The 17392-nt window shown below is 70.3% G+C and carries 17 protein-coding genes; 9 read left to right on the top strand and 8 right to left on the bottom strand.

The window, feature by feature from the left end; all coding sequences use genetic code 11:
- The first annotated feature begins 137 nt into the window (after positions 1 to 137).
- The 3 genes from CED_RS08780 to CED_RS26115 all read left to right on the top strand — a co-directional run bounded on the left by CED_RS08780 (position 138) and on the right by CED_RS26115 (position 3246).
- Positions 138 to 1241, top strand: a complete 1104-nt coding sequence (locus CED_RS08780) for a PHB depolymerase family esterase (RefSeq protein WP_369807803.1) — start codon at positions 138 to 140, stop codon at positions 1239 to 1241.
- Positions 1238 to 1951 (top strand): MBL fold metallo-hydrolase, encoded by a 714-nt coding sequence (locus CED_RS08775; protein WP_035909764.1) that lies wholly within the window; start codon positions 1238 to 1240, stop codon positions 1949 to 1951. The genes CED_RS08780 and CED_RS08775 overlap by 4 nt, the downstream gene beginning before the upstream one ends.
- Positions 1952 to 2031: 80 nt before the next feature.
- Positions 2032 to 3246, top strand: coding sequence for a nitrilase-related carbon-nitrogen hydrolase (locus CED_RS26115; protein WP_369807802.1), 1215 nt, complete (start codon positions 2032 to 2034; stop codon positions 3244 to 3246).
- Positions 3247 to 3249: 3 nt separating this feature from the next.
- Here the strand turns inward: CED_RS26115 and CED_RS08765 are convergent, their stop codons facing one another.
- Positions 3250 to 3939, bottom strand: coding sequence for a TetR/AcrR family transcriptional regulator (locus CED_RS08765; protein WP_011435687.1), 690 nt, complete (start codon positions 3937 to 3939; stop codon positions 3250 to 3252).
- Between the two features lie 473 nt (positions 3940 to 4412).
- Here CED_RS08765 and CED_RS08760 point away from each other — a divergent pair, with 473 nt between their 5' ends.
- Positions 4413 to 6092 (top strand): DHA2 family efflux MFS transporter permease subunit, encoded by a 1680-nt coding sequence (locus tag CED_RS08760; protein WP_035909762.1) that lies wholly within the window; start codon positions 4413 to 4415, stop codon positions 6090 to 6092.
- Between the two features lie 1206 nt (positions 6093 to 7298).
- Here the strand turns inward: CED_RS08760 and CED_RS08750 are convergent.
- Complete coding sequence (locus CED_RS08750) at positions 7299 to 8237, bottom strand: proteasome assembly chaperone family protein (protein WP_011435691.1); 939 nt, start codon at positions 8235 to 8237, stop codon at positions 7299 to 7301.
- Positions 8238 to 8595: 358 nt separating this feature from the next.
- On the opposite strand from CED_RS08750, the gene CED_RS08745 reads away from it, so the two are divergent.
- On the top strand, positions 8596 to 9420 hold the full coding sequence (locus CED_RS08745) for a hypothetical protein (RefSeq protein ID WP_011435692.1): 825 nt from the start codon (positions 8596 to 8598) through the stop codon (positions 9418 to 9420).
- 71 nt (positions 9421 to 9491) lie between these two features.
- Here the strand turns inward: CED_RS08745 and CED_RS08740 are convergent, their stop codons facing one another.
- Both CED_RS08740 and CED_RS08735 read right to left on the bottom strand, forming a co-directional pair.
- Positions 9492 to 10394 (bottom strand): AEC family transporter, encoded by a 903-nt coding sequence (locus tag CED_RS08740; RefSeq protein ID WP_011435693.1) that lies wholly within the window; start codon positions 10392 to 10394, stop codon positions 9492 to 9494.
- Positions 10395 to 10496: 102 nt separating this feature from the next.
- Positions 10497 to 10709, bottom strand: coding sequence for a hypothetical protein (locus CED_RS08735; RefSeq protein ID WP_049760855.1), 213 nt, complete (start codon positions 10707 to 10709; stop codon positions 10497 to 10499).
- Between the two features lie 204 nt (positions 10710 to 10913).
- Here CED_RS08735 and CED_RS08730 point away from each other — a divergent pair, with 204 nt between their 5' ends.
- Positions 10914 to 12155, top strand: coding sequence for an alkane 1-monooxygenase (locus CED_RS08730; protein ID WP_035909759.1), 1242 nt, complete (start codon positions 10914 to 10916; stop codon positions 12153 to 12155).
- Between the two features lie 72 nt (positions 12156 to 12227).
- On the opposite strand, the gene CED_RS08725 is transcribed toward CED_RS08730, so the two are convergent.
- Positions 12228 to 12986 carry a 1-acyl-sn-glycerol-3-phosphate acyltransferase gene (locus CED_RS08725; protein ID WP_023840554.1) on the bottom strand — a complete coding sequence of 253 codons (759 nt, stop codon included), beginning with the start codon at positions 12984 to 12986 and terminating at the stop codon, positions 12228 to 12230.
- Positions 12987 to 13211: 225 nt separating this feature from the next.
- Here CED_RS08725 and CED_RS08720 point away from each other — a divergent pair, with 225 nt between their 5' ends.
- Both CED_RS08720 and CED_RS08715 read left to right on the top strand, forming a co-directional pair.
- Complete coding sequence (locus CED_RS08720) at positions 13212 to 13904, top strand: M50 family metallopeptidase (protein WP_011435697.1); 693 nt, start codon at positions 13212 to 13214, stop codon at positions 13902 to 13904.
- A 66-nt stretch (positions 13905 to 13970) separates the two neighbouring features.
- Positions 13971 to 14987, top strand: coding sequence for an SOS response-associated peptidase (locus tag CED_RS08715; RefSeq protein WP_035909756.1), 1017 nt, complete (start codon positions 13971 to 13973; stop codon positions 14985 to 14987).
- Between the two features lie 69 nt (positions 14988 to 15056).
- On the opposite strand, the gene CED_RS08710 is transcribed toward CED_RS08715, so the two are convergent.
- The 3 genes from CED_RS08710 to CED_RS25175 form a co-directional block, all read right to left on the bottom strand.
- A complete protein-coding gene (locus CED_RS08710; protein ID WP_035909754.1) occupies positions 15057 to 15620 on the bottom strand; it encodes an HdeD family acid-resistance protein in 564 nt (187 codons plus the stop codon).
- Between the two features lie 125 nt (positions 15621 to 15745).
- Positions 15746 to 15940 (bottom strand): ferredoxin, encoded by a 195-nt coding sequence (locus CED_RS08705; RefSeq protein WP_011435700.1) that lies wholly within the window; start codon positions 15938 to 15940, stop codon positions 15746 to 15748.
- A gap of 356 nt (positions 15941 to 16296) precedes the next feature.
- Positions 16297 to 16674: a hypothetical protein gene (locus CED_RS25175; RefSeq protein WP_035730063.1), complete on the bottom strand. Its 378-nt coding sequence runs from the start codon at positions 16672 to 16674 to the stop codon at positions 16297 to 16299.
- 6 nt (positions 16675 to 16680) lie between these two features.
- On the opposite strand from CED_RS25175, the gene CED_RS08695 reads away from it, so the two are divergent.
- Positions 16681 to 17391: a ComEA family DNA-binding protein gene (locus CED_RS08695; protein ID WP_051569444.1), complete on the top strand. Its 711-nt coding sequence runs from the start codon at positions 16681 to 16683 to the stop codon at positions 17389 to 17391.
- Position 17392 lies beyond the last annotated feature (1 nt).

Here is a 17392-nt window from a genome sequence, read left to right as displayed (position 1 = left end):
GACCGGGTCCACCGCCGGGTCCGCCGCCGGTGTGGTTGCCGGTGTGGTTGCCGTCCCGACATCGGGAATCGACGGTGTCGCGCAGGCGTCGCGGCGATGTATTCCTTCGGCCTGGTCTGGTCCGTACCGTGGGTGCGGTGTCCCGGAAACCGCCGCCAGCACGTTGGCATCTCGCCGTGCCGGGTGTCGTCGCGCTGACACTGGTCATTGTCGTCCAGCTGGTGCACGGTTTCGCGGGCTCGTCCGGCGTCTCCGGCAGCGTCTCTGACAAGGCAGTGCCGCGACGTTTCGCTGCCGGCTCGGGAATATCGACCGCGGGCTCCTCCTGCGTCTCACCGCGGCCGGCGGTCCCGCTGCTCTCGGGGGCACATTCCCTGGTTCTGGGTGGAGTCCGTCGCTACTACCGGTTGACACTGCCGGTGGGTCACGACGGGCGTCACGCCTATCCGTTGATCTTCGACTTCCACGGTTTCAAGGCCGATAAGGAGTTGGAAGAGCAGCGTTCCCGCATGGGCGCCCTGGGCAGCGACCGNGGTTTCATCGTGGTGACCCCGGACGCGTTGGGGACACCACGACGCTGGAACACCCTCGGGNAGCCGGGTAAGGCGGATGACTTTGGTTTCGTGAATGCTCTGCTGGATGATCTGGATGCGCGGTTCTGCCTGGACGACCGTGCTGTCTACGCCGCCGGGCATTCCAACGGTGCCGAGTTCGCCGCCGCGCTGGTGTGCAGATCCGGTCGATTCGCGGCCGTGGCGATGGTCTCCTCGACGTTCGAGGTCCGCTGCCCGCCCGGACGTNCCCCGGCGACCATGGCCGTGCACGGCACCGCCGATCCGTCCGTGCCCTATGCGGGTGGCGCGGTGGCGGGCGGACCCGCGCACATCTCGCCGGCTCCGGCGGTGATCCGCGCATACGCCGACCGTTACGGCTGCAATCCGACGCCGGTGCTGACCGAGCCCAGAGGCGAAGTGATCATCCTGCGGTACGTCGACTGCCTCGGGGGTGCCGAGGTTCGGCTCGACACGGTGACCGGGGGCACGCATCTGTGGCCGGCCAGCCCGGAGGCCCGCCGGGACCGGTCCGACTCGGCCGCCGGCCGGTCCTTCGACGCCACCGGCGCGATCCTGGACTTCTTCACCGTGCACCACATGGATCATTCACCCGTCATGCCGCCGCGGGTAGCCCTGGTGAGCAANTCGCCCCGCCGTGGGCCGGACCTTCGTAGGCTGGCGGGGTGACCGATCGCCTGTACTTCCGTCAACTGTTGTCCGGCCGCGACTTCGCCGTCGGCGATCCGGTCGGTACCCAGATGGTCAACTTCGTCTACCTCGTGGGTGACCGCGAGACCGGCGAGGCCTTGGTCGTCGATCCCGCCTACAAGGTCGACGACCTGCTCAACCTGCTGGCCGCCGACGGTATGCGGCTCACCGGCGCGCTCGTCACCCATTACCACGCCGATCACATCGGCGGAAACGCGTTCGGCCTGGAGATCGAGGGTGTCCGCCAGTTGCTCGGCCGGCAGAACGTCCCGATTCACGTGAACCGGGCCGAGGCGGAGTGGGTACGGCGGGCGACCGAGGNCTCCGCGGCCGATCTGGTCGAGCATGACGACGACGATGTGGTGACGGTCGGGGAGATCCCCGTGCGGCTGCTGCACACCCCCGGCCACACCCCCGGCAGCCAGTGTTTCCTCGTCGACGATCGGCTCGTTGCCGGAGACACCCTGTTCCTCGAGGGCTGCGGCCGGATGGACCTGCCCGGCGGCGACGCGGGACTGATGTACGACAGCCTGCGTCGGTTGGCCGCGTTGCCGGACACCACCACCGTCNTCCCCGGCCACCAGTACTCTCCGCAGGCGTCGGAGGACCTTGCGGTGGTCAAGCGGATGAACCACGTCTTCCGGCCGACGAGCGCCCAGCAGTGGAAGGCGATGCTGGGCCTGTCCTGAATCCCGCGGTCGACCGGGTCGCCGCCGGGAAGACCCTCGTGTTTGCGGAACCGCATGGTCGACAAGGCGAGGAGCCCCGTATGACAGCCCCGGTCCGTGCCGCCGTCCTGCAGCTCGGCTGTCCCGACGAGGAGAACGCGGCGGACCGGGTGCGCAGGGTGCTGGGGGAGATCCGGCAGACCCAGGCGGACCTGGTCGTCCTCCCCGAACTATGGGTCACCGGCTATTTTCACTTCGATCGGTACGAGGCGGAGGCGGAGGCGTTGACCGGGCCGACGGTCACCGCCCTGCGGGAGGCCGCCCGGGAACGCGGATGCCACCTGGTGGCCGGCAGCATCGTGGAACGGTCCGCCGACGGACGGCTTTTCAACACGACCGTGTTGATCGGTCCGGACGGGATGATCCGGCATNCGTACCGCAAGGTGCACCTGTTCGGCTACGGCTCCGCGGAGGCCCGGTTGCTGACGCCGGGTGCCACGGTCGGAACCGTCCCCACCGAACTCGGCATCGTCGGGCTGGCGACCTGTTACGACCTCCGGTTTCCCGAGCTGTTCCGGCTGCTGGCCGAGGGCGGTGCCGAGATCGTGGTGGTGGTATCGGCCTGGCCGTTGGCCAGGCTGGACCACTGGCGCGTGCTCACCCGGACCCGGGCCATCGAGAACCAGGTGTATCTCGTCGCCTGCAACGCCGCGGGCCGCCAGGCGGGCCGGGAGATGGCCGGGGCGAGCGTCGTCGTCGATCCGTGGGGAGAGGTGCTCGCCGAGGCCGGCCCGCGGCCCACCACGGTGCGCGCGGAGCTGGACCCGTCCCGACCGGCCGCCGTTCGTGCCGAGTTCCCGGTGCTCACGCATCGCCGGCTCGGGGTCGACCACCAGAACCGGCTTGACCCCGCGCATCTGCTCGACCTGGCCGGGCGTGGCAAGGCCTTTCTTGACTTCTGGCGAGAGCGGCACCTGTGCAGCCTGACCACCGTCCGGCCGGATGGCAGCCCGCACGTGGTCGCCGTCGGCGCGACACTTGATCCGGCGGCGGGCATCGCCCGGGTGATCACATCGGCCCGGTCCCGCAAGGCCCGTCTGATCGCGGCGGGNCCGGCCCACGGCACCCCCGTCGGGCTCTGCCAGATCGACGGCCGACGCTGGTCGACGCTGGAGGGACTGGCCGTGCTCCGGGATGATCCGGCGAGTGTGGCCGACGCCGAGTTCCGCTATGCGCAGCGTTACCGCGCGCCGCGGGCCAATCCCCGGCGTGTCGTCGTGGAGGTGCGGATCACCCGCGTGCTCGGCAGCGTCTGACCCTCAGGACTCGATCGCCGCGGTGATGCCGACCAGCAGCCATTCCAGCCCGTCGGCGAAGTCCTCCTGCGCGTCGTCACCCATGATCGTCATGTTGCCCGGACCCAACTGCGCGAGGAAGGGATAGTCGCCGGTGGCGATCAGGCCGCGGAGGTAGGTGGTCAGCTCGACCTTGTCGACGTCGGTCCGGGAGTGGAGGTCCCGCGCCCGCAGTTCGGCGAGAACGTGCCCGATCGTGTACGTGTCGACCGCGCGCAGAATCGCGATCTTCCGGCGAGGTGGCACGGGCAGCCTGGCGACCGCTGCGGCCGACTGCTCGGCGTGGCGCAGCGCGTTCGGTCCGTAGTGCGGCCGTCCGGCGAACGTGGTCAGCATCCAGGGATGGCGCAGGCAGCTGGCCCGGGTCTGATGGGAGATGGCACGCAGGGCGTCGCGCCAGTCGGCGGGCAGCGGGTCGGGGACGAGGATCTCGGCAGCGATCCGGTCGCTCATCAGATCGAGAAGATCGTCTTTGCGGGCGATGTGGGAGTACAGGCTCATCGGCCGGACGCCGAGAACTGCCGCGACCCGGCGGATAGAGACGGCGTCGAGTCCTTCCGTGTCGGCCAGGGTGATCGCCGCGTCGACGATGGCCTCCCGGCTCAGCCGGGGCTTCTGGCGCGCTACGGGCCGGGTCCACAACAGGCCCTTCATCGGGCTGTCGCATTCCTCGACGTGCGGCGGCGCCGTCGGGGGAGCGGTCGGTAGCGCCGTCGGGGGAGCGGCCGGGCGGGCGGGAGACGGGGCGAAGCCGGTCGCAGCCGCGGGCTTCAGGCGACGTTGGGGCGTGTGCGGCCCGCCCGGGTCGCCCGACCCGGCGGTTGTGACGGGCCCGTCCGGGTCGGTGCGGGAGATCAACTCCGGGGCGGGCGCGGCGGGTGGGCCGGCCGGAGTCGACGGGACGTTCCATGCTCCCCTCGATCCGCACATACAGCGAGGTTACGTGGTCAGCGAGATTACACGGTCGGGTCCGGCGGCTACACCGTACGGACAAAGGTACGGCGTAGCGAAAGCGATACGGTGTATCGTCGGCGGGGTGCGGCTCGACCAGGACTATTCCCGGGCGCCTGGTCCGACTCGCCCCAGTTCGCGGCGGATGATCCTGCTCGGGTCGTACGGAGGTTGTGATGGCAGCGCAGACCCAGGCGCCCGCCGCGGCGGGCGGGGGCATGACGGGCGGTAGCGGAGATCGGCTCGATCCGGCGCTGATCCGTCTCGCCGGGATCGTCCTCGTCGGTGCGGTCGTGGTGCAGCTCGATGCGACGATCACCTCCGTGGCGATCAACACCCTCGCCCGATCCTTCAACGTCGGAATCTCGACAATCCAGTGGGTGAGTACCGGTTACCTGCTCGCGCTCGCCATGGTGATCCCGGTGACCGGCTGGTCAGCCGAGCGGTTCGGCGCCAAGCGGATGTGGCTGCTGTCGCTGGTCCTGTTCCTCGTCGGCTCGGCGCTGTGTGGGGCGGCATGGTCGGCCGGCAGTCTCATCGCCTTCCGGATCGTGCAGGGCCTCGGCGGCGGCCTGCTTCTGCCTCTGATGCAGACGATCATCGCGCAGGCGGCCGGGCCGGAACGGCTGGGCCGCCTGATGGCGGCGGNGGGGGNGCCCGCGCTGGTCACTCCCGTGCTCGGGCCGGTCATCGGCGGGCTGATCGTCGACGATCTCGACTGGCGTTGGNTCTTTTTNATCAACGTGCCGGTCTGCCTGATCGGGCTGGTCCTGGCCTGGCTGGGGATGCCGGATGTGCGGACTCCCGGGCGGCATCGCTTCGACGCTCTCGGGTTCGCGTTGCTGTCCCCGGGGCTGGCCGCGATCGTCTACGGCTTCTCCGTGGCCGGCCGGCAGGGTGACTTCACGGGTGTGCGGGTGATCGTGCCGCTGGCCCTCGGCGCGGCCCTGCTCGTTCTGTTCACGGTGCATGCCCTGCGGACCGCCGTCGAACCGATCATCGACCTGCGGCTGTTCCGGTCCCGGGCCTTCGCCGGTTCATCGGGGATGATGTTCCTGTTCGGGATCTCGCTGTTCGGGGCGATGTTCCTGCTGCCCCTGTACGAGCAGCAGGCCCGTGGCCGCAGCGCCGCCGCCGCCGGCCTGCTCCTCGCCCCGCAGGGGTTGGGGATGATGATCGCCCTGATTGTGCTGGGCCGGGTGGCGGACCGGCGCAGCCCGCGGTTGTTCGTTCTGGTCGGCCTTCTGCTCAGCGCGCTGGGATCGGTTGCGTATACACAGGTCGCCGCCGACACCAGCGAGGTGCTGCTCGGGGTCTCCCTGACGGTCCGCGGCATCGGGCTGGCCATGGCGCTCATCCCGGTGATGTCCTCTGCCTACCACGGGCTGCGCCGGGAGGAGATTCCGCGCGCCACCTCCGCGGGGCGGATCTTCCAGCAGATCGGCGGCTCACTCGGGACGGCCATCCTCGCCGTGGTGCTGTCCCACCAGATCACCGNCCGNCCCGCNGGGNCCGGNCCCGCCGATCCGGTGGCGCTGGCCGGCGCCTTCGGTACGGCGTTCTGGTGGACCCTCGGGTCCACGGTCCTCGCCGCACCGTTCGCCTTTCTGCTGCCGGGACGGCCAGCCGGCGCGGAGCAGCCCGCCCCGTCAGGCCCGCCGGTCGAGCTCCCGCGGCCGGCCGGGGCCGTCCCCNCCCGTCGCCGGTCGGGCGACCACGGGGAGCTGAAGAGCCATGAAACTTCTCCCGGCCGCCGCGCCGCCGTCTCAGGGGCCGAGGGGAACCGCCACGATGGTCGGGAGTACCGGGTCCCCGCTCCCCGTGGCGGCCGAGGCGGTGGCCAGTGGCGCGGATGACGCCGGCAGGCCCGGCCGCGTGGACAGGGGAGCCGCCCCGGCGCGGCGCATCGCTCGCCGGCCCCGAGGAGTCTTNCCCCAAGGCTTCGCGATGGACAGCACCGTCGCCGTGATGAACAGGACGTTCATCACACTGGCGCCGAGGATGATCGCGACGGTCGGAGCCGCGTAGGCGACCTCCCCCCCATCCGTCGCATGTCCGGCCCGCACGACCAACGGGCGCATCATGGAGCTGCCGAGTATCACGGCAACGACGGTGATGACGAGTTTTGTCGCCACCCACCAGTGCCGCAGCAGTCCCCACCTCGTCTTTACCGAGATCACCACCCCGGTGGTCAGGGCGAGTAGAGCGAGCGGGATATTGAGGACCCGGTCAACGACGTGCATGAGCTCATATGCGGAGTGCCGAAGACCGGCATCGGCCGCTGCGGTCGAAGCCAGGACGAGCTGCGCGAACGCCACGCCATTCCAGCCGACACTCACCAGCACATGCACTGCCAACAGGGCGGTGCGCATTGGTTTACGCAGGTAGCGGTACCGCTCGCGCATGGTGGGTCCGGCCGCCGAGGCGCCGGCCGTCGGGGCCACGGCAGGTACGGGATTCCCGGAATCGGCTGTCTGCGCAGGATCGACCGTCGGCTCCGGATCGCGCGGTGACGCCGGGTTTGCCGGTGCCGCCGGACCGGCAGGCGTCGCGCTGGCGGCCGGGTCGGTGCCGGCAGCTGGGTCCGTGCTGTCCGCGGTCTCGAGCGGCGTCGAACCGGCCGCGGTGGGCACCGGTCCGGCGGGGGATGCGGTCATGCGGACGTCTCGGGCAGATTCATCGTCCGATTCTCTCCGTCACTGGATCATCAAGTGAGACGATTGTCAGGCGTCCTGGGCTGGCTCTCCGAGTAGCGGATCGAAATAGTACAGCCAATCGGTTGNCCCGGTCTGGCATAGGTGACCAGAAGCTACTTCCACAATTTAAATGCAACCACACCCGGACCGCGTTCGGANCATGGTATAGAAAGATTGATCATCGGCGGTGTGGGCTTCCCTGCGCCGCCACCTTCACGTCTGGTCGATCGACGGCTCGACCCGTGCGCAATCCACACGCACGGGACCGGTCCACTCCACGGCGGCCCGCGGAGGGCGGGCTGCGGCAGGTGACCTCGGTGGGGAGCGGGCCGGTCAGGCTGGTGGGATCCGAATCCCTGACCCGGGTCAGGGATTCGGGGTGGGACCGTCCGGTTCGGTCTGCTCGGCGAGGAAACGCTCCAAGGCATCGCCGAGTTCGTCGGCGGTCGGCAGCGGCTGGACGTCGTCCGCGGCCGGCAGGCTCGGCCCGCGCCGTCCGCGCTGGTAGGCGTCGTACTGCTCTTCCAGGGCGCTGACCAGCGCGGCGGCCTCACCGCCCCTGGCGATCTGGCTGTCGACCTCGTCCTGGATGGCAACCGCGGCGGAGCGCAGCCCGTCCAGCGGGAGCAGGAGCCCGGTCGCCTTCGACACCGAGGTCAGCAGGACCTCGGTGGCCGCCGGATAGGTCGTCTGCGCCAGGTAGTGCGGGACGTGAGCGGCGAAACCCATCGCATCCCGGCCTTCCCGCCCGAGCTCGAATTCCAGCAGGTGGCCGGCGCTGCCGGGGACCTGTAGCCGGCGCAGCCAGGGCTCGTACCCCACGATGAGGTCCTTACGGGTCGCGTGCGCGCTCACCACCAACGGGCGGGTGTGCGGCACCGCCATCGGAATCGCGTTCAGCCCGACCGTCAGACGGACGCCGAGCCGGGCCACGAGGCCTCGCAGCGCCACCGTGAACCGCTTCCACTGCAGATCTGGCTCAGGCCCGGCCAACAGCAGGAACGGAGTGCCTGCCTCGTCCCGCAACAGGTACAGCGCGAGGACGGGATCCTCGTAGCTCTCCCAGCGATCCTCGGAGAAGACCATGGTCGGCCGGCGGGACCGGTAGTCGAGCAACTGGTCGATGTCGAAGGTGGCGAGTAGCCGGTGGTCGAGCGCGGTCATCAGGTGCTCGCCGGCCAGGCTGACCGCGCTGCCAGCGTCAACCACCCCGGTCATCGCCTCCAGCATGACGGGACGGCCGAGATCGATCGAACCGCCGGCCAGGTCCTCGGCAAGATCGTAAAGTGCATCGGGATCAAGCACGGGTTGAGGTCCTCCTTACGCCACGGGTCGCGTCCGTCGTCAGGAAGAAGCGTGGCGCGCGCCTCCTCATTCCACCGGCTTATTCCACGGGCCTGTCGCGGCCCGGGGATGCCAGCGAGCCTCGTCACACAGGTGATGCGACAATTTTACCGGTAAGGAGCGATTCNCCGGTGGGTGGTGACGGGCTGTTATCTCAACCCCGCTAGGCTGCCAGGAACGCTCCAGGGCCGGATCTGCCGTGGTGGCCAGGCCCAGCGGCCTAAGGTGGCCTGACCCGACTGAGCAGGAACCCGACTGGACGAATCGGCGTGGTGTGTCCGGTCGTCATGCACATCCGCGCGGCGGAAGGTGGCACGGGATGATCGAAGCGCAGGGATTCACGGCCTCACCGGGGCATCCCGACCTCGGACGGCCTGGTAGCGGTCTGGACGTCGTCGACGTGCGCCGGATTGAGGCCGTGTGCGCGCCGCTGCGCGCGTTGCGCACCGAGGGTCTCCTCGCCGGCCTGTTCGACGGCCTTGACGAGGCGGCGGCCCTCGTCGATCTGGTGGCACGGTACTGCGTCTTGGACCACGCGGCGCTGCTGATCGCCGTGGACGACTTCGAGGCCGCGCTCGCGGCGTTGCCCGCTCTCGGCGTGCGGCCGAGCGCGCTGGTGCCCAGCGTCATCGTGAAGGCCCGGCTGGCCGAGCGCTACGCGGTGCGCGCGGAGCTGCTCGACGTGCGTCTCACCCACGCCGCGCTGCGGTCCGATGCGGGCGCGGACCGCACGTTGGAGATCTTCATGCTCCGGCGGACACCTGGACTACCGGCCGGGCTCATCGAGCAGGAACGCGTGTTCGAGCTCGAGCGGCACTTCGCGATGCGGTTGCCGGACCCAAATCCGATCATCATCGAGGGACTGCGCTGGGTGTTGCGGACCCGGGCCGAGTTCCACTGGGACGGTGGCGGCTACAACCCGCATGACCGGCCGGCTGCCGGAGGTACGAGCGTGCTGTACTTTCTGCGTCTCGCGCCGGACGGCAAGGGAGGTGTCTGTCGCGAGCGGCTGGAAATCAAGTTCTTCGGCGATTTCTCCGCCATCGCGGACACACATCTCGCCCCGTGCGCCGACGGCGCGCGCTCGTGGGAGGTGCCGCCCGGTGCGCCGCACGCATGGTCAACCCGCCCACGTGGGGTGTGATCAGCACGCCGGGCGCCCGCTACAGCGGTGACCCCACTGGAGGACGAGCACGACTCAGGCCCCCCACCTCCTCAGGCCCCGAGGAGCAGCGCCCAGACCACCAGGCTCACGAACGACAGCGGAACCCCGACTCCCACCAGCAGGCTCGGCAACGGTGTCGCGAGTTCGTGACGGGCGGCGATGAGTGCGCCGGCGACCATCGGGGGCATCGCCACCTCGAAGAGGGCCACCCGCACGTCGTGATCTCCGACGCTCCCCGTCAGCGCGTAGATCCCCACCACGAGCGCGGGCGCGGCGACCAGCTTGACGCCGAGGCCGAGGGCCAGCTCCCGCCACCACACCCGGACCGCACGCACCTGGAGTTGCAGACCGATGGAGAACAGGGCGAGCGGGGTGAGGGTGCCACCGAGCGACCCCAGCGCGGCGTTCAGCCAGCCCGGGAAGGTCACCGGCCGCAGGACGAGCGCGGCCACCAAGGCGATCAGCGCCGGAGCGGTGAGGACTCGACGGGCGAGCTCGGCGCGGGAAAGCGATGCGCCGGCACTGATCGTGACCGTCCCGAGGACCACCGTGTTTAGCAGTAGGAAGGAACCGAGCTGATCCACGAGCACGGCAACCGGGACCGACGACGCGCCGAAGAAGGCGGTCACCATCGGGATGCCGACGAAGCTCGTGTTCGCCACCGCGGTCGTGGCGATCAGGGCGACGACGACCTCCCGCGGCATCCGCAACGCTCGTCCGGCCAGCACGTAGCCGGCCGTCGTCAGGACGAAGAGCAGGTAGGGCGCGGCGATGACGAGCGCNAGGTTCGGCGGGAAGACGATGCCGTGCATGGCGCGCAGCGTCAGAGCGGGCAGGGCCACGTCCAGCAGCCAGAGGTTGATCACGTGGGCGGTGTCCGCAGGCAGTCGTCCGCGGTGCCGGACCCCGATGCCCGCCACCAGGCCGACCAAGAGCACGATCAGTGCGGACATTCGGCCATCGTGGCAGCCGGAGTTCCCGGAAGGCGCCGGGATGCGCCGGGCGTGGGACAGGCCACGTGGCCGGCCTGGGGCGGGGACCGGCGCGCGGATGGATCATGGCCGGTGGTTCCGGCGGCGCCGGTGCCATCGCAGGAGCCGGGGCAGCAGGATGTTGGCGGCGAACAGCACGGCGGCGAGGACGTAGTTGCCCGCACCCAGACGTTCCTGGCCGGGCAGGGGAAGCAGCGTATACGTGATCAGAACAACGGTGGACAGCAACAGAGTGCCGACCATCACCCCGCCGATCCAGGGGGGCGAGTCGGTCATCGAACGGGACCGCCGGCCCGCGGGCGACGGCGTCACGCCACCTGTTTGCACGGGTCCTGCTCCTCGATGTGACCGGCGTTCTGTTGTCACCGTATATGACACGTGGCAGGCTCACTGTCCAGTTATCGTGCGCCGTCAGGGGTTTTCGCCCCGCGGTGGCGGTCGGCGCCGGTCGGCGGTCCGGCCGGCAAATCGGAGGTACCGATGGCGGCACCTGTCCTCACCGCGCCCGGCGGCCTCGCCTGGCGGGACGGCAAGCGGTACATGTGGCTCACCGCGATCATCGTTCCGTTGCTGGCCATCGTGGGATACGGCCTGTGGCATCGGACGGGTGTCGAGCTGCACTGGTGGATCACCCCGCTCTTCGTCTTCGTCCTGGTTCCGCTGCTCGACATGACCACACCGCCGGATCCGGTCAATCCACCGGAGGAGATCCGGGCCGCGCTGGAGGCCGACCGTTACTACCGCCGGTGCACGTATCTCTACCCGCCGCTGGCGGGCGTCGGCCTGCTGCTGGGCGCCTCGGCCTGGACGAACGGCGACCTGTCGTGGTCCGCCCGGATCGGCGTGGTGGTGTCGGTCGGCACCGTGACCGGGGNGGGCATCACCACCGCGCACGAGCTCGGCCACAAGCGGGGGATTTTCGAGCGCTGGTTGGCGAGGTTGATGCTGGCGCCGGCCGCGTACGGTCACTTCTCCGTAGAGCACAACCGGGGCCATCACGTGCGGGTAGCGACGGCGGCGGACCCGGCGAGCGCCCGGTTGGGGGAGAGCTTCTGGCGGTTCTGGCCGCGGACCGTCGTCGGCAGCCTGCGTTCCGCCTGGTCGCTGGAGGCCGCCCGGCTACGGTTGCGCGGCCGACGGGTCTGGTCGGTGCGCAACGAGGTCGTGCTTGGCTGGTTGCTCACCGCGGTGTTGTTCCTGGCGCTGGCCGTCGAGTTCGGGCCGGCTGTACTCGTCTTCCTCGTCGCCCAGGCGGCCTTCGGGTTCACCTTGTTGGAGGGGGTCAACTACATCGAGCACTACGGCCTGGCCCGGGAGCTGACTCCGAGCGGGCGTTATGAGAAGGTCGACCCCCGGCACAGCTGGAACAGCGACGCCGTGATCAGCAATCTGGCGCTTTACCAGTTGCAGCGACACAGCGACCACCACGCCAACCCGACCCGGCGCTACCAGGCACTGCGGTCCTTCGAGGCCTCTCCCCAGCTACCGGCGGGGNACGCCACGCTCCTGCTCGCGGCGTATCTCCCGCCGGTGTGGTTTCGGGTGATGGACGACCGCGTCGTCGAGCATTACGGCGGGGACGTCAGCCGGGCGAACCTGCACCCCGCGCGCCGGGCCGCTTTGCTGACCCGGTACCGGTCGCCGTCCGGGCCGCCGCCGTCCGGTACCGAGGTCGACGGGTCTCCGTCCCGGGGCGGTGTTCGTGGGTGNGCACTTCCTTGAATAACGCACGGTAACAGCGCAGAGCCGTCCGCGAGATCGTCGGTCGGCAAGGATTCCGGCGGGGATGATCTGTCAGCTCTGGCCGGATTCCTCGGAGGTGCTCTGCTCGGCGGCGTCCTGATCGGCCGGCCGATCAGGAGCCGAGCCACCGAGATGCGCGGGCAGCCACCAGTCCGGCTCGCCCGGCGCGGGTCGCGGGTAGCGGCGCTGCGCGTCGTCGAGCAGCTCGTTCATCACCTTCTCCAGCAGCGCCGTGCCGTCGCGGCCCTTACCCAGTTCCGTGGGCTGGACGGGCCTGCCCACCGTGATCGAGACGCGGACACCGATCGCGTCCCGCAGTCTGAAGGGCCGCCCCTTGGTGAAAATGCGCTGGCTGCCCCAGAGGATCACCGGGATCACCGGCACCTTCGTGTGAGCGGCCATCCGGGCCGCCCCGGTCTTGAATGTCGCCAGACAGTAACTCGGACTGATTGTCGCCTCGGGGAAGACGCCCACGAGTTCCCCGGCGCGCAGTGCGTCGAGGGCGTGGCGCAGAGACGCTGCGCCGGCCTCCCGGTCGACCGGGATGTGGTGCATGCCGCGCATGAGCGGCCCGCTGATCCGGTGGTCGAAGACGGCCTTCTTGGCCATGAACCGGACCAGCCGACGCTCCGCGATCCAGAACGGCAGACCCGCGAGCGCGAAGTCCAGGTACGAGACGTGATTGATCAGGACGATGCCGCCACCCGATGCCGGGATGTTCTCCGTGCCCTGGATGTCGAGACGCAGGCGCAGTGCGCCGAAAAGTCCCCGCACCATGCTGACCACCGGCCGGTAGACGTACTCCGCCACGACGGGCCACTCCTCGATGTTCCTCGCGGTCTCCCCGGTGTGCCGAATGCGACACGACCTTACCCCCACCCCCTGACACCGGTCGTCGTGGATGTCCGGCGATACCGCGGTCCGGTTTCACCGGAAGGCAACGTCGCGTGGGGTGAGGGCAGGATCGATGATGTTCGTATCAGGCGTCTGTGGAGGAGCGGGACCAACCGCGCGGATGAGGGAGAGACGACGGAAATGGAGATTCTGCGCCGGAGCATTGCGGCGCAGCCGGCGGCGCCGCAGTGGGTGCTCGTCGTTGCCGCGATTCTGGCGGCCCTGACGGTACTCAGCGACCGCCTATGGCCGATATCCAGACATGTGATAACAATTGCACACGAAGGCGGCCATGCCCTGGCCGCGGTCGCGACGGGGCGCCGCCTGGCCGGCGTTCGGCTGCATTCGGACACCTCCGGAGTAACCGTGTCCTCCGGACGGCCGACCGGTGCGGGTGTCGTCGTGACCGTCGCCGCCGGCTACACGACACCGTCTCTGCTCGGTCTCGGAGCCGCGGGCCTGCTGGCCACCGGCCGGACGAGTCTGCTGCTGCAGCTGTGCGTGGCGCTGCTGCTGGCGATGCTGGTCGTGATCCGCAACGGTTTCGGGGCCCTGTCCGTGCTGGGGAGTACCGCGGGAATCCTGGCGGTCTCCTGGTTCGCGCCGCAGACCGTGCGCGCCGGATTCGCCGCGTACATCGCGTGCTTCCTGCTGCTGGGCGCGATCCGCCCGGTGATCGAGGTGCAGCGGGGGCGCCGTCGGCGCCGGGCCGGGGATTCCGACCCGGATCAGCTCGCGCGGTTGACCGGACTGCCCCCGACGCTCTGGGTCGGGTTCTTCGGCCTGGTCAACCTCGGTGCATTGGCCGGTGGCCTCGCCACGCTGTTCGGGTGACCTTCGCGTTCGGGTGACCTCCGCGCGGAACCTGGAACTGTCGGACCCGGGTGCCACACTGGCGCCATGTGCGGTCGGTACACCCAGAAGCTGAAGACCGACGACCTCGCCGCGGCGATGTCCGCTCGCGACGAGACTGCCGGCGGGGTGGCGGAGAACTACAACGTGGCGCCCACCTCGGCGATGCCGATCGTCATCGCCGAGCCGCGTGAGCTCCCGGACGGCGCTCTTCGGGGTGAGGCGCACCTCCCTCCGGCCGGCCGGCACCCGGCCGGGAAGCCGCCGGCTGCCGCCCGGACCGAGCGGGTCCTTCGCCTCGCGACCTGGGGGTTGGTGCCGTCCTGGGCCAAGGAGCGGACGATCGGGGCAAAGATGATCAATGCGCGGTCGGAGACGGCGGCGACCAAGCCGGCGNTCCGATCGGCCTTCGCCGCACGGCGCTGCCTCGTCCCGGCGACCGGTTTCTACGAGTGGTTTCATCCGGGTGGTGGCTCGCGGCGGGGGCAACCCTTCTACATCCGTCCCGCGGGCCATCCCGCGACCGGCGGGATCTTCGCGTTCGCGGGTCTCTACGAGGTCTGGCGCCGGGGTGAGGCCCCGCTGGTGACCTTCACGATCCTCACGACCGGGGCCGCCGCGGGGCTGGAGTTCCTGCACGACCGCTCGCCGGTGATCCTGCCCGAGGCCGCCTGGGATCGCTGGATGGATCCCTCGGTCCGCGATCCCGCCGCGTTCGCCTCGCTGCTGCGGCCGGCTCCGGCCGGGGTGGTCGCGGCGCATCCGGTCGCGGCCGAGGTGGGCAGTGTCCGGAACAAGGGTCGTCATCTCATCGATCCCGTCGAGATCGATCCGGTGGTCGCCGCGGCCGTCGCGCAGGCGGGCGGGCGGACGGCTCTCGCGGTGGACCCGGAGCGGTCCGGTGGTTCCGTCGGCGGTGGTACCGGTCCGTCCACGCGGGCGGGCGGCACCGTCGATCTGTCGTCGTTCGGCATCGACCCGGTCCATGACCCCGTCCATGACCCGGTCGATACCCCCGTCAATGCCCCGGGCAAAGGCACCGCCGCGGGGCCGGGAGGCGGGTGACTCGGCGGGCGCGCTCGGCAATCGCGGGTTGATCCGCCGGAAATCCGGAGAACGGATGGTCGCCGGAGGTCAGGAGTGACCGTGCGGGCGAAGCGCGAGCCCGAGCGCGATCTCGGTGACACCGGTGACGATCAGTTGGATTCCGAAGATCACCGCTAGTACCATGATCGTCGTTCCCGGCCAGGTCAGCGCCAGCACGCCGAGGACGACACTGAGCGCGGCCAAGGCGAGCGGACCGGCGATGCCGCGGCCGGTCCCGCGCGAGGATCTGCTCGCCCAGGTCACCAGGGCCCGGACGACCCCGGTGATGATCAGTATCGCGCCGACGAGCAGTGCGACGACTCGGAGGGTGACTCCCGGCCACAGCAGCACGATGACGCCGCCGAGCGCAAGCATGATCCCGAACAGGGCGGTCCCCGCAGTGTTCTCCGACCGGACCGCGGCGATCGTCTCGCTGATACCGGAGAGCACGAGTGCCNCCCCGGCGAGGACCGCCAGCGTGCGGGCTGTCGCGAAGGGGTTCGTGATCAGCAGAAGTCCCAGCACGGNGACCGCCGCACCGAGCAGGAGCAACGCCGGCCACAGCGCGCTGGGGGCTTGCTGACGTCGGTGCTGCCGGTAGATCGTGGCCATCGAGGCACCTCCCCGGGTCGGGGCTCCGCCCGGATACGCGCGGGCCGCTCTCGCCAGANGGTCTCTACCCGGTTCCGGCGAGTCGCTACCGCGACTCACTCTCCCGGCCGACCGCCACGTCGTGATCAGCTGTCGGAGATGCTGATCGCCTCGGTCGGGCAGGAGTCAACAGCCTCTTGGATGTCGTCCCACCTGGCGTCGTCGGGTTCCTCGTCGAGGAGGTAGAGGAAGCCGTCGTCGCGGATCTCGAACACGTTCGGGACGAGACGGACACAGGTTCCGCTGCTCGCGCAGCGGTCGTAGTCGACAGTCACGCGCATCGGCGCACCTCCCAGTGGTGCTCCCACAATCAGTGTCGAGCGGACCTTACCGCCGAGCCCGTGGCTGCGACAGAACCGGGACCCCGGCAGGCCACTGGGCGGGGGCTGTGGACGACGGGCGGCTGTCCACAGGACGGCGGCGAGCGGAGCGGGAGCCGCCGTGATCGATCTACGGTCCAGCCATGGTCGAATCCACCCCTGGTCCCGGGTACCCGCTGTCGGCCCCGTCGCCGCGTTTCCCCGTCCACGCATTTCCGCCTGAAACGTCCGTTTCGTCGCGATGGCCATCGCTGGACCTGCTGCCGTCGGACGACGCCACCGTGCCGCTGCGTCCGCCGGACCCCCCAGCGGACGGCTCAGCTGGTGGATCCCGCCGCGTTCGTGACGCCACGTTCACCGAGGACGAGCAGGAGATCGGTGGCGACGAGTCCGACCTGTTCGGGATTCGCGAGGGCGTGTTCCTTGATGAGGACCGGGCCGCCGGCGGATGGGTCGCGGACGAGCTCGCGGCGGAAGGGGCCGATCTTGGCCGGCTGGTCGCCGGCCGAACGGATCGGCGCCGTCCGGTCCACTCCCGTCTGGTCCACCCCCGTGCGGGGCGCGAGATGGACGATGGCGAGGACGAGGGCGGCCGGGGACCTGATCGCGGGCCATCGGCCGGCCGGCCGGCGCCGGGAGTTCCACGGGGCGATCTGGTCGGCGTCATCCGCAGGCGGCTTCCGGCTACGCTGCATGGCATCGTGGTGGCGCCGGCCGCCCGGGCCGCCCTCGTTCTCGCGTTGGTCGCCCTCGCCGCCGCGCTCATGACCGCCTGGTTCTCCTGGCAGCACCGCCCGGTGCCGCTCGCCTCCTCCGAGGTCGATACCCCCCGGACGGGGGAGTCGGCGGCGGCTGGCAACGCCCGGTCGGACCACTCGGACCACGGGGCCACCTCCGCCACGGATACGAGCGTGACTTCGGCACCGACGGCCAGGGCCGCCCGCACCGGGGCGAGCGGCGAGGTGGTGGTCGACGTCGCCGGCCGGGTGGCCCGGCCGGGGGTCGTCCGGCTCCCGGCGGGCGCGCGCGTGGTGGATGCGATCGAACGCGCCGGGGGAGTGCTCCCGGGCACCGACACGACCGGCCTCGCCCTGGCCCGGTTGCTGGTCGACGGAGAACAGGTCCTCGTCGACGGCAAGCCCGGCCCGGCGCGGCCCGGAACGGCGGCCGGGCAACCTGCGGGTACTGGCCTCGGGTCCGCCGGTTCCACCGCGGCGACCGGTCCGATCGACCTGAATGCCGCGACCGCCGAGGAGCTNGACGGTCTGCCCGGGGTGGGGCCTGTGCTGGCTCGCCGCATCGTCGAGTGGCGCACGGCGCACGGGCCCTTCCGGTCGCCCGAGCAGCTGGCGGAGGTGACCGGAGTCGGCGACAAGCGGCTGGCCGATCTGCTGCCATTGCTGAAGGTTTGAC

It is taken from the genome of Frankia sp. CeD (genome assembly GCF_000732115.1).
Lineage (GTDB): Bacteria > Actinomycetota > Actinomycetes > Frankiales > Frankiaceae > Frankia > Frankia casuarinae.
Note: the sequence above shows the minus strand (reverse complement) of the source record. Positions and strands in the feature narration are given on the sequence as shown.

Coding starts and splice junctions, on each gene's coding strand:
- CED_RS08735 (WP_049760855.1), bottom strand. CDS start 10,709: ATGACCGACTCGCCCCCCTGGATCGGCGGGGTGATGGTCGGCACTCTG.
- CED_RS25175 (WP_035730063.1), bottom strand. CDS start 16,674: ATGCAGCGTAGCCGGAAGCCGCCTGCGGATGACGCCGACCAGATCGCC.
- CED_RS08720 (WP_011435697.1), top strand. CDS start 13,212: ATGGAGATTCTGCGCCGGAGCATTGCGGCGCAGCCGGCGGCGCCGCAG.
- CED_RS08705 (WP_011435700.1), bottom strand. CDS start 15,940: ATGCGCGTGACTGTCGACTACGACCGCTGCGCGAGCAGCGGAACCTGT.
- CED_RS08765 (WP_011435687.1), bottom strand. CDS start 3,939: ATGAAGGGCCTGTTGTGGACCCGGCCCGTAGCGCGCCAGAAGCCCCGG.
- CED_RS08745 (WP_011435692.1), top strand. CDS start 8,596: ATGATCGAAGCGCAGGGATTCACGGCCTCACCGGGGCATCCCGACCTC.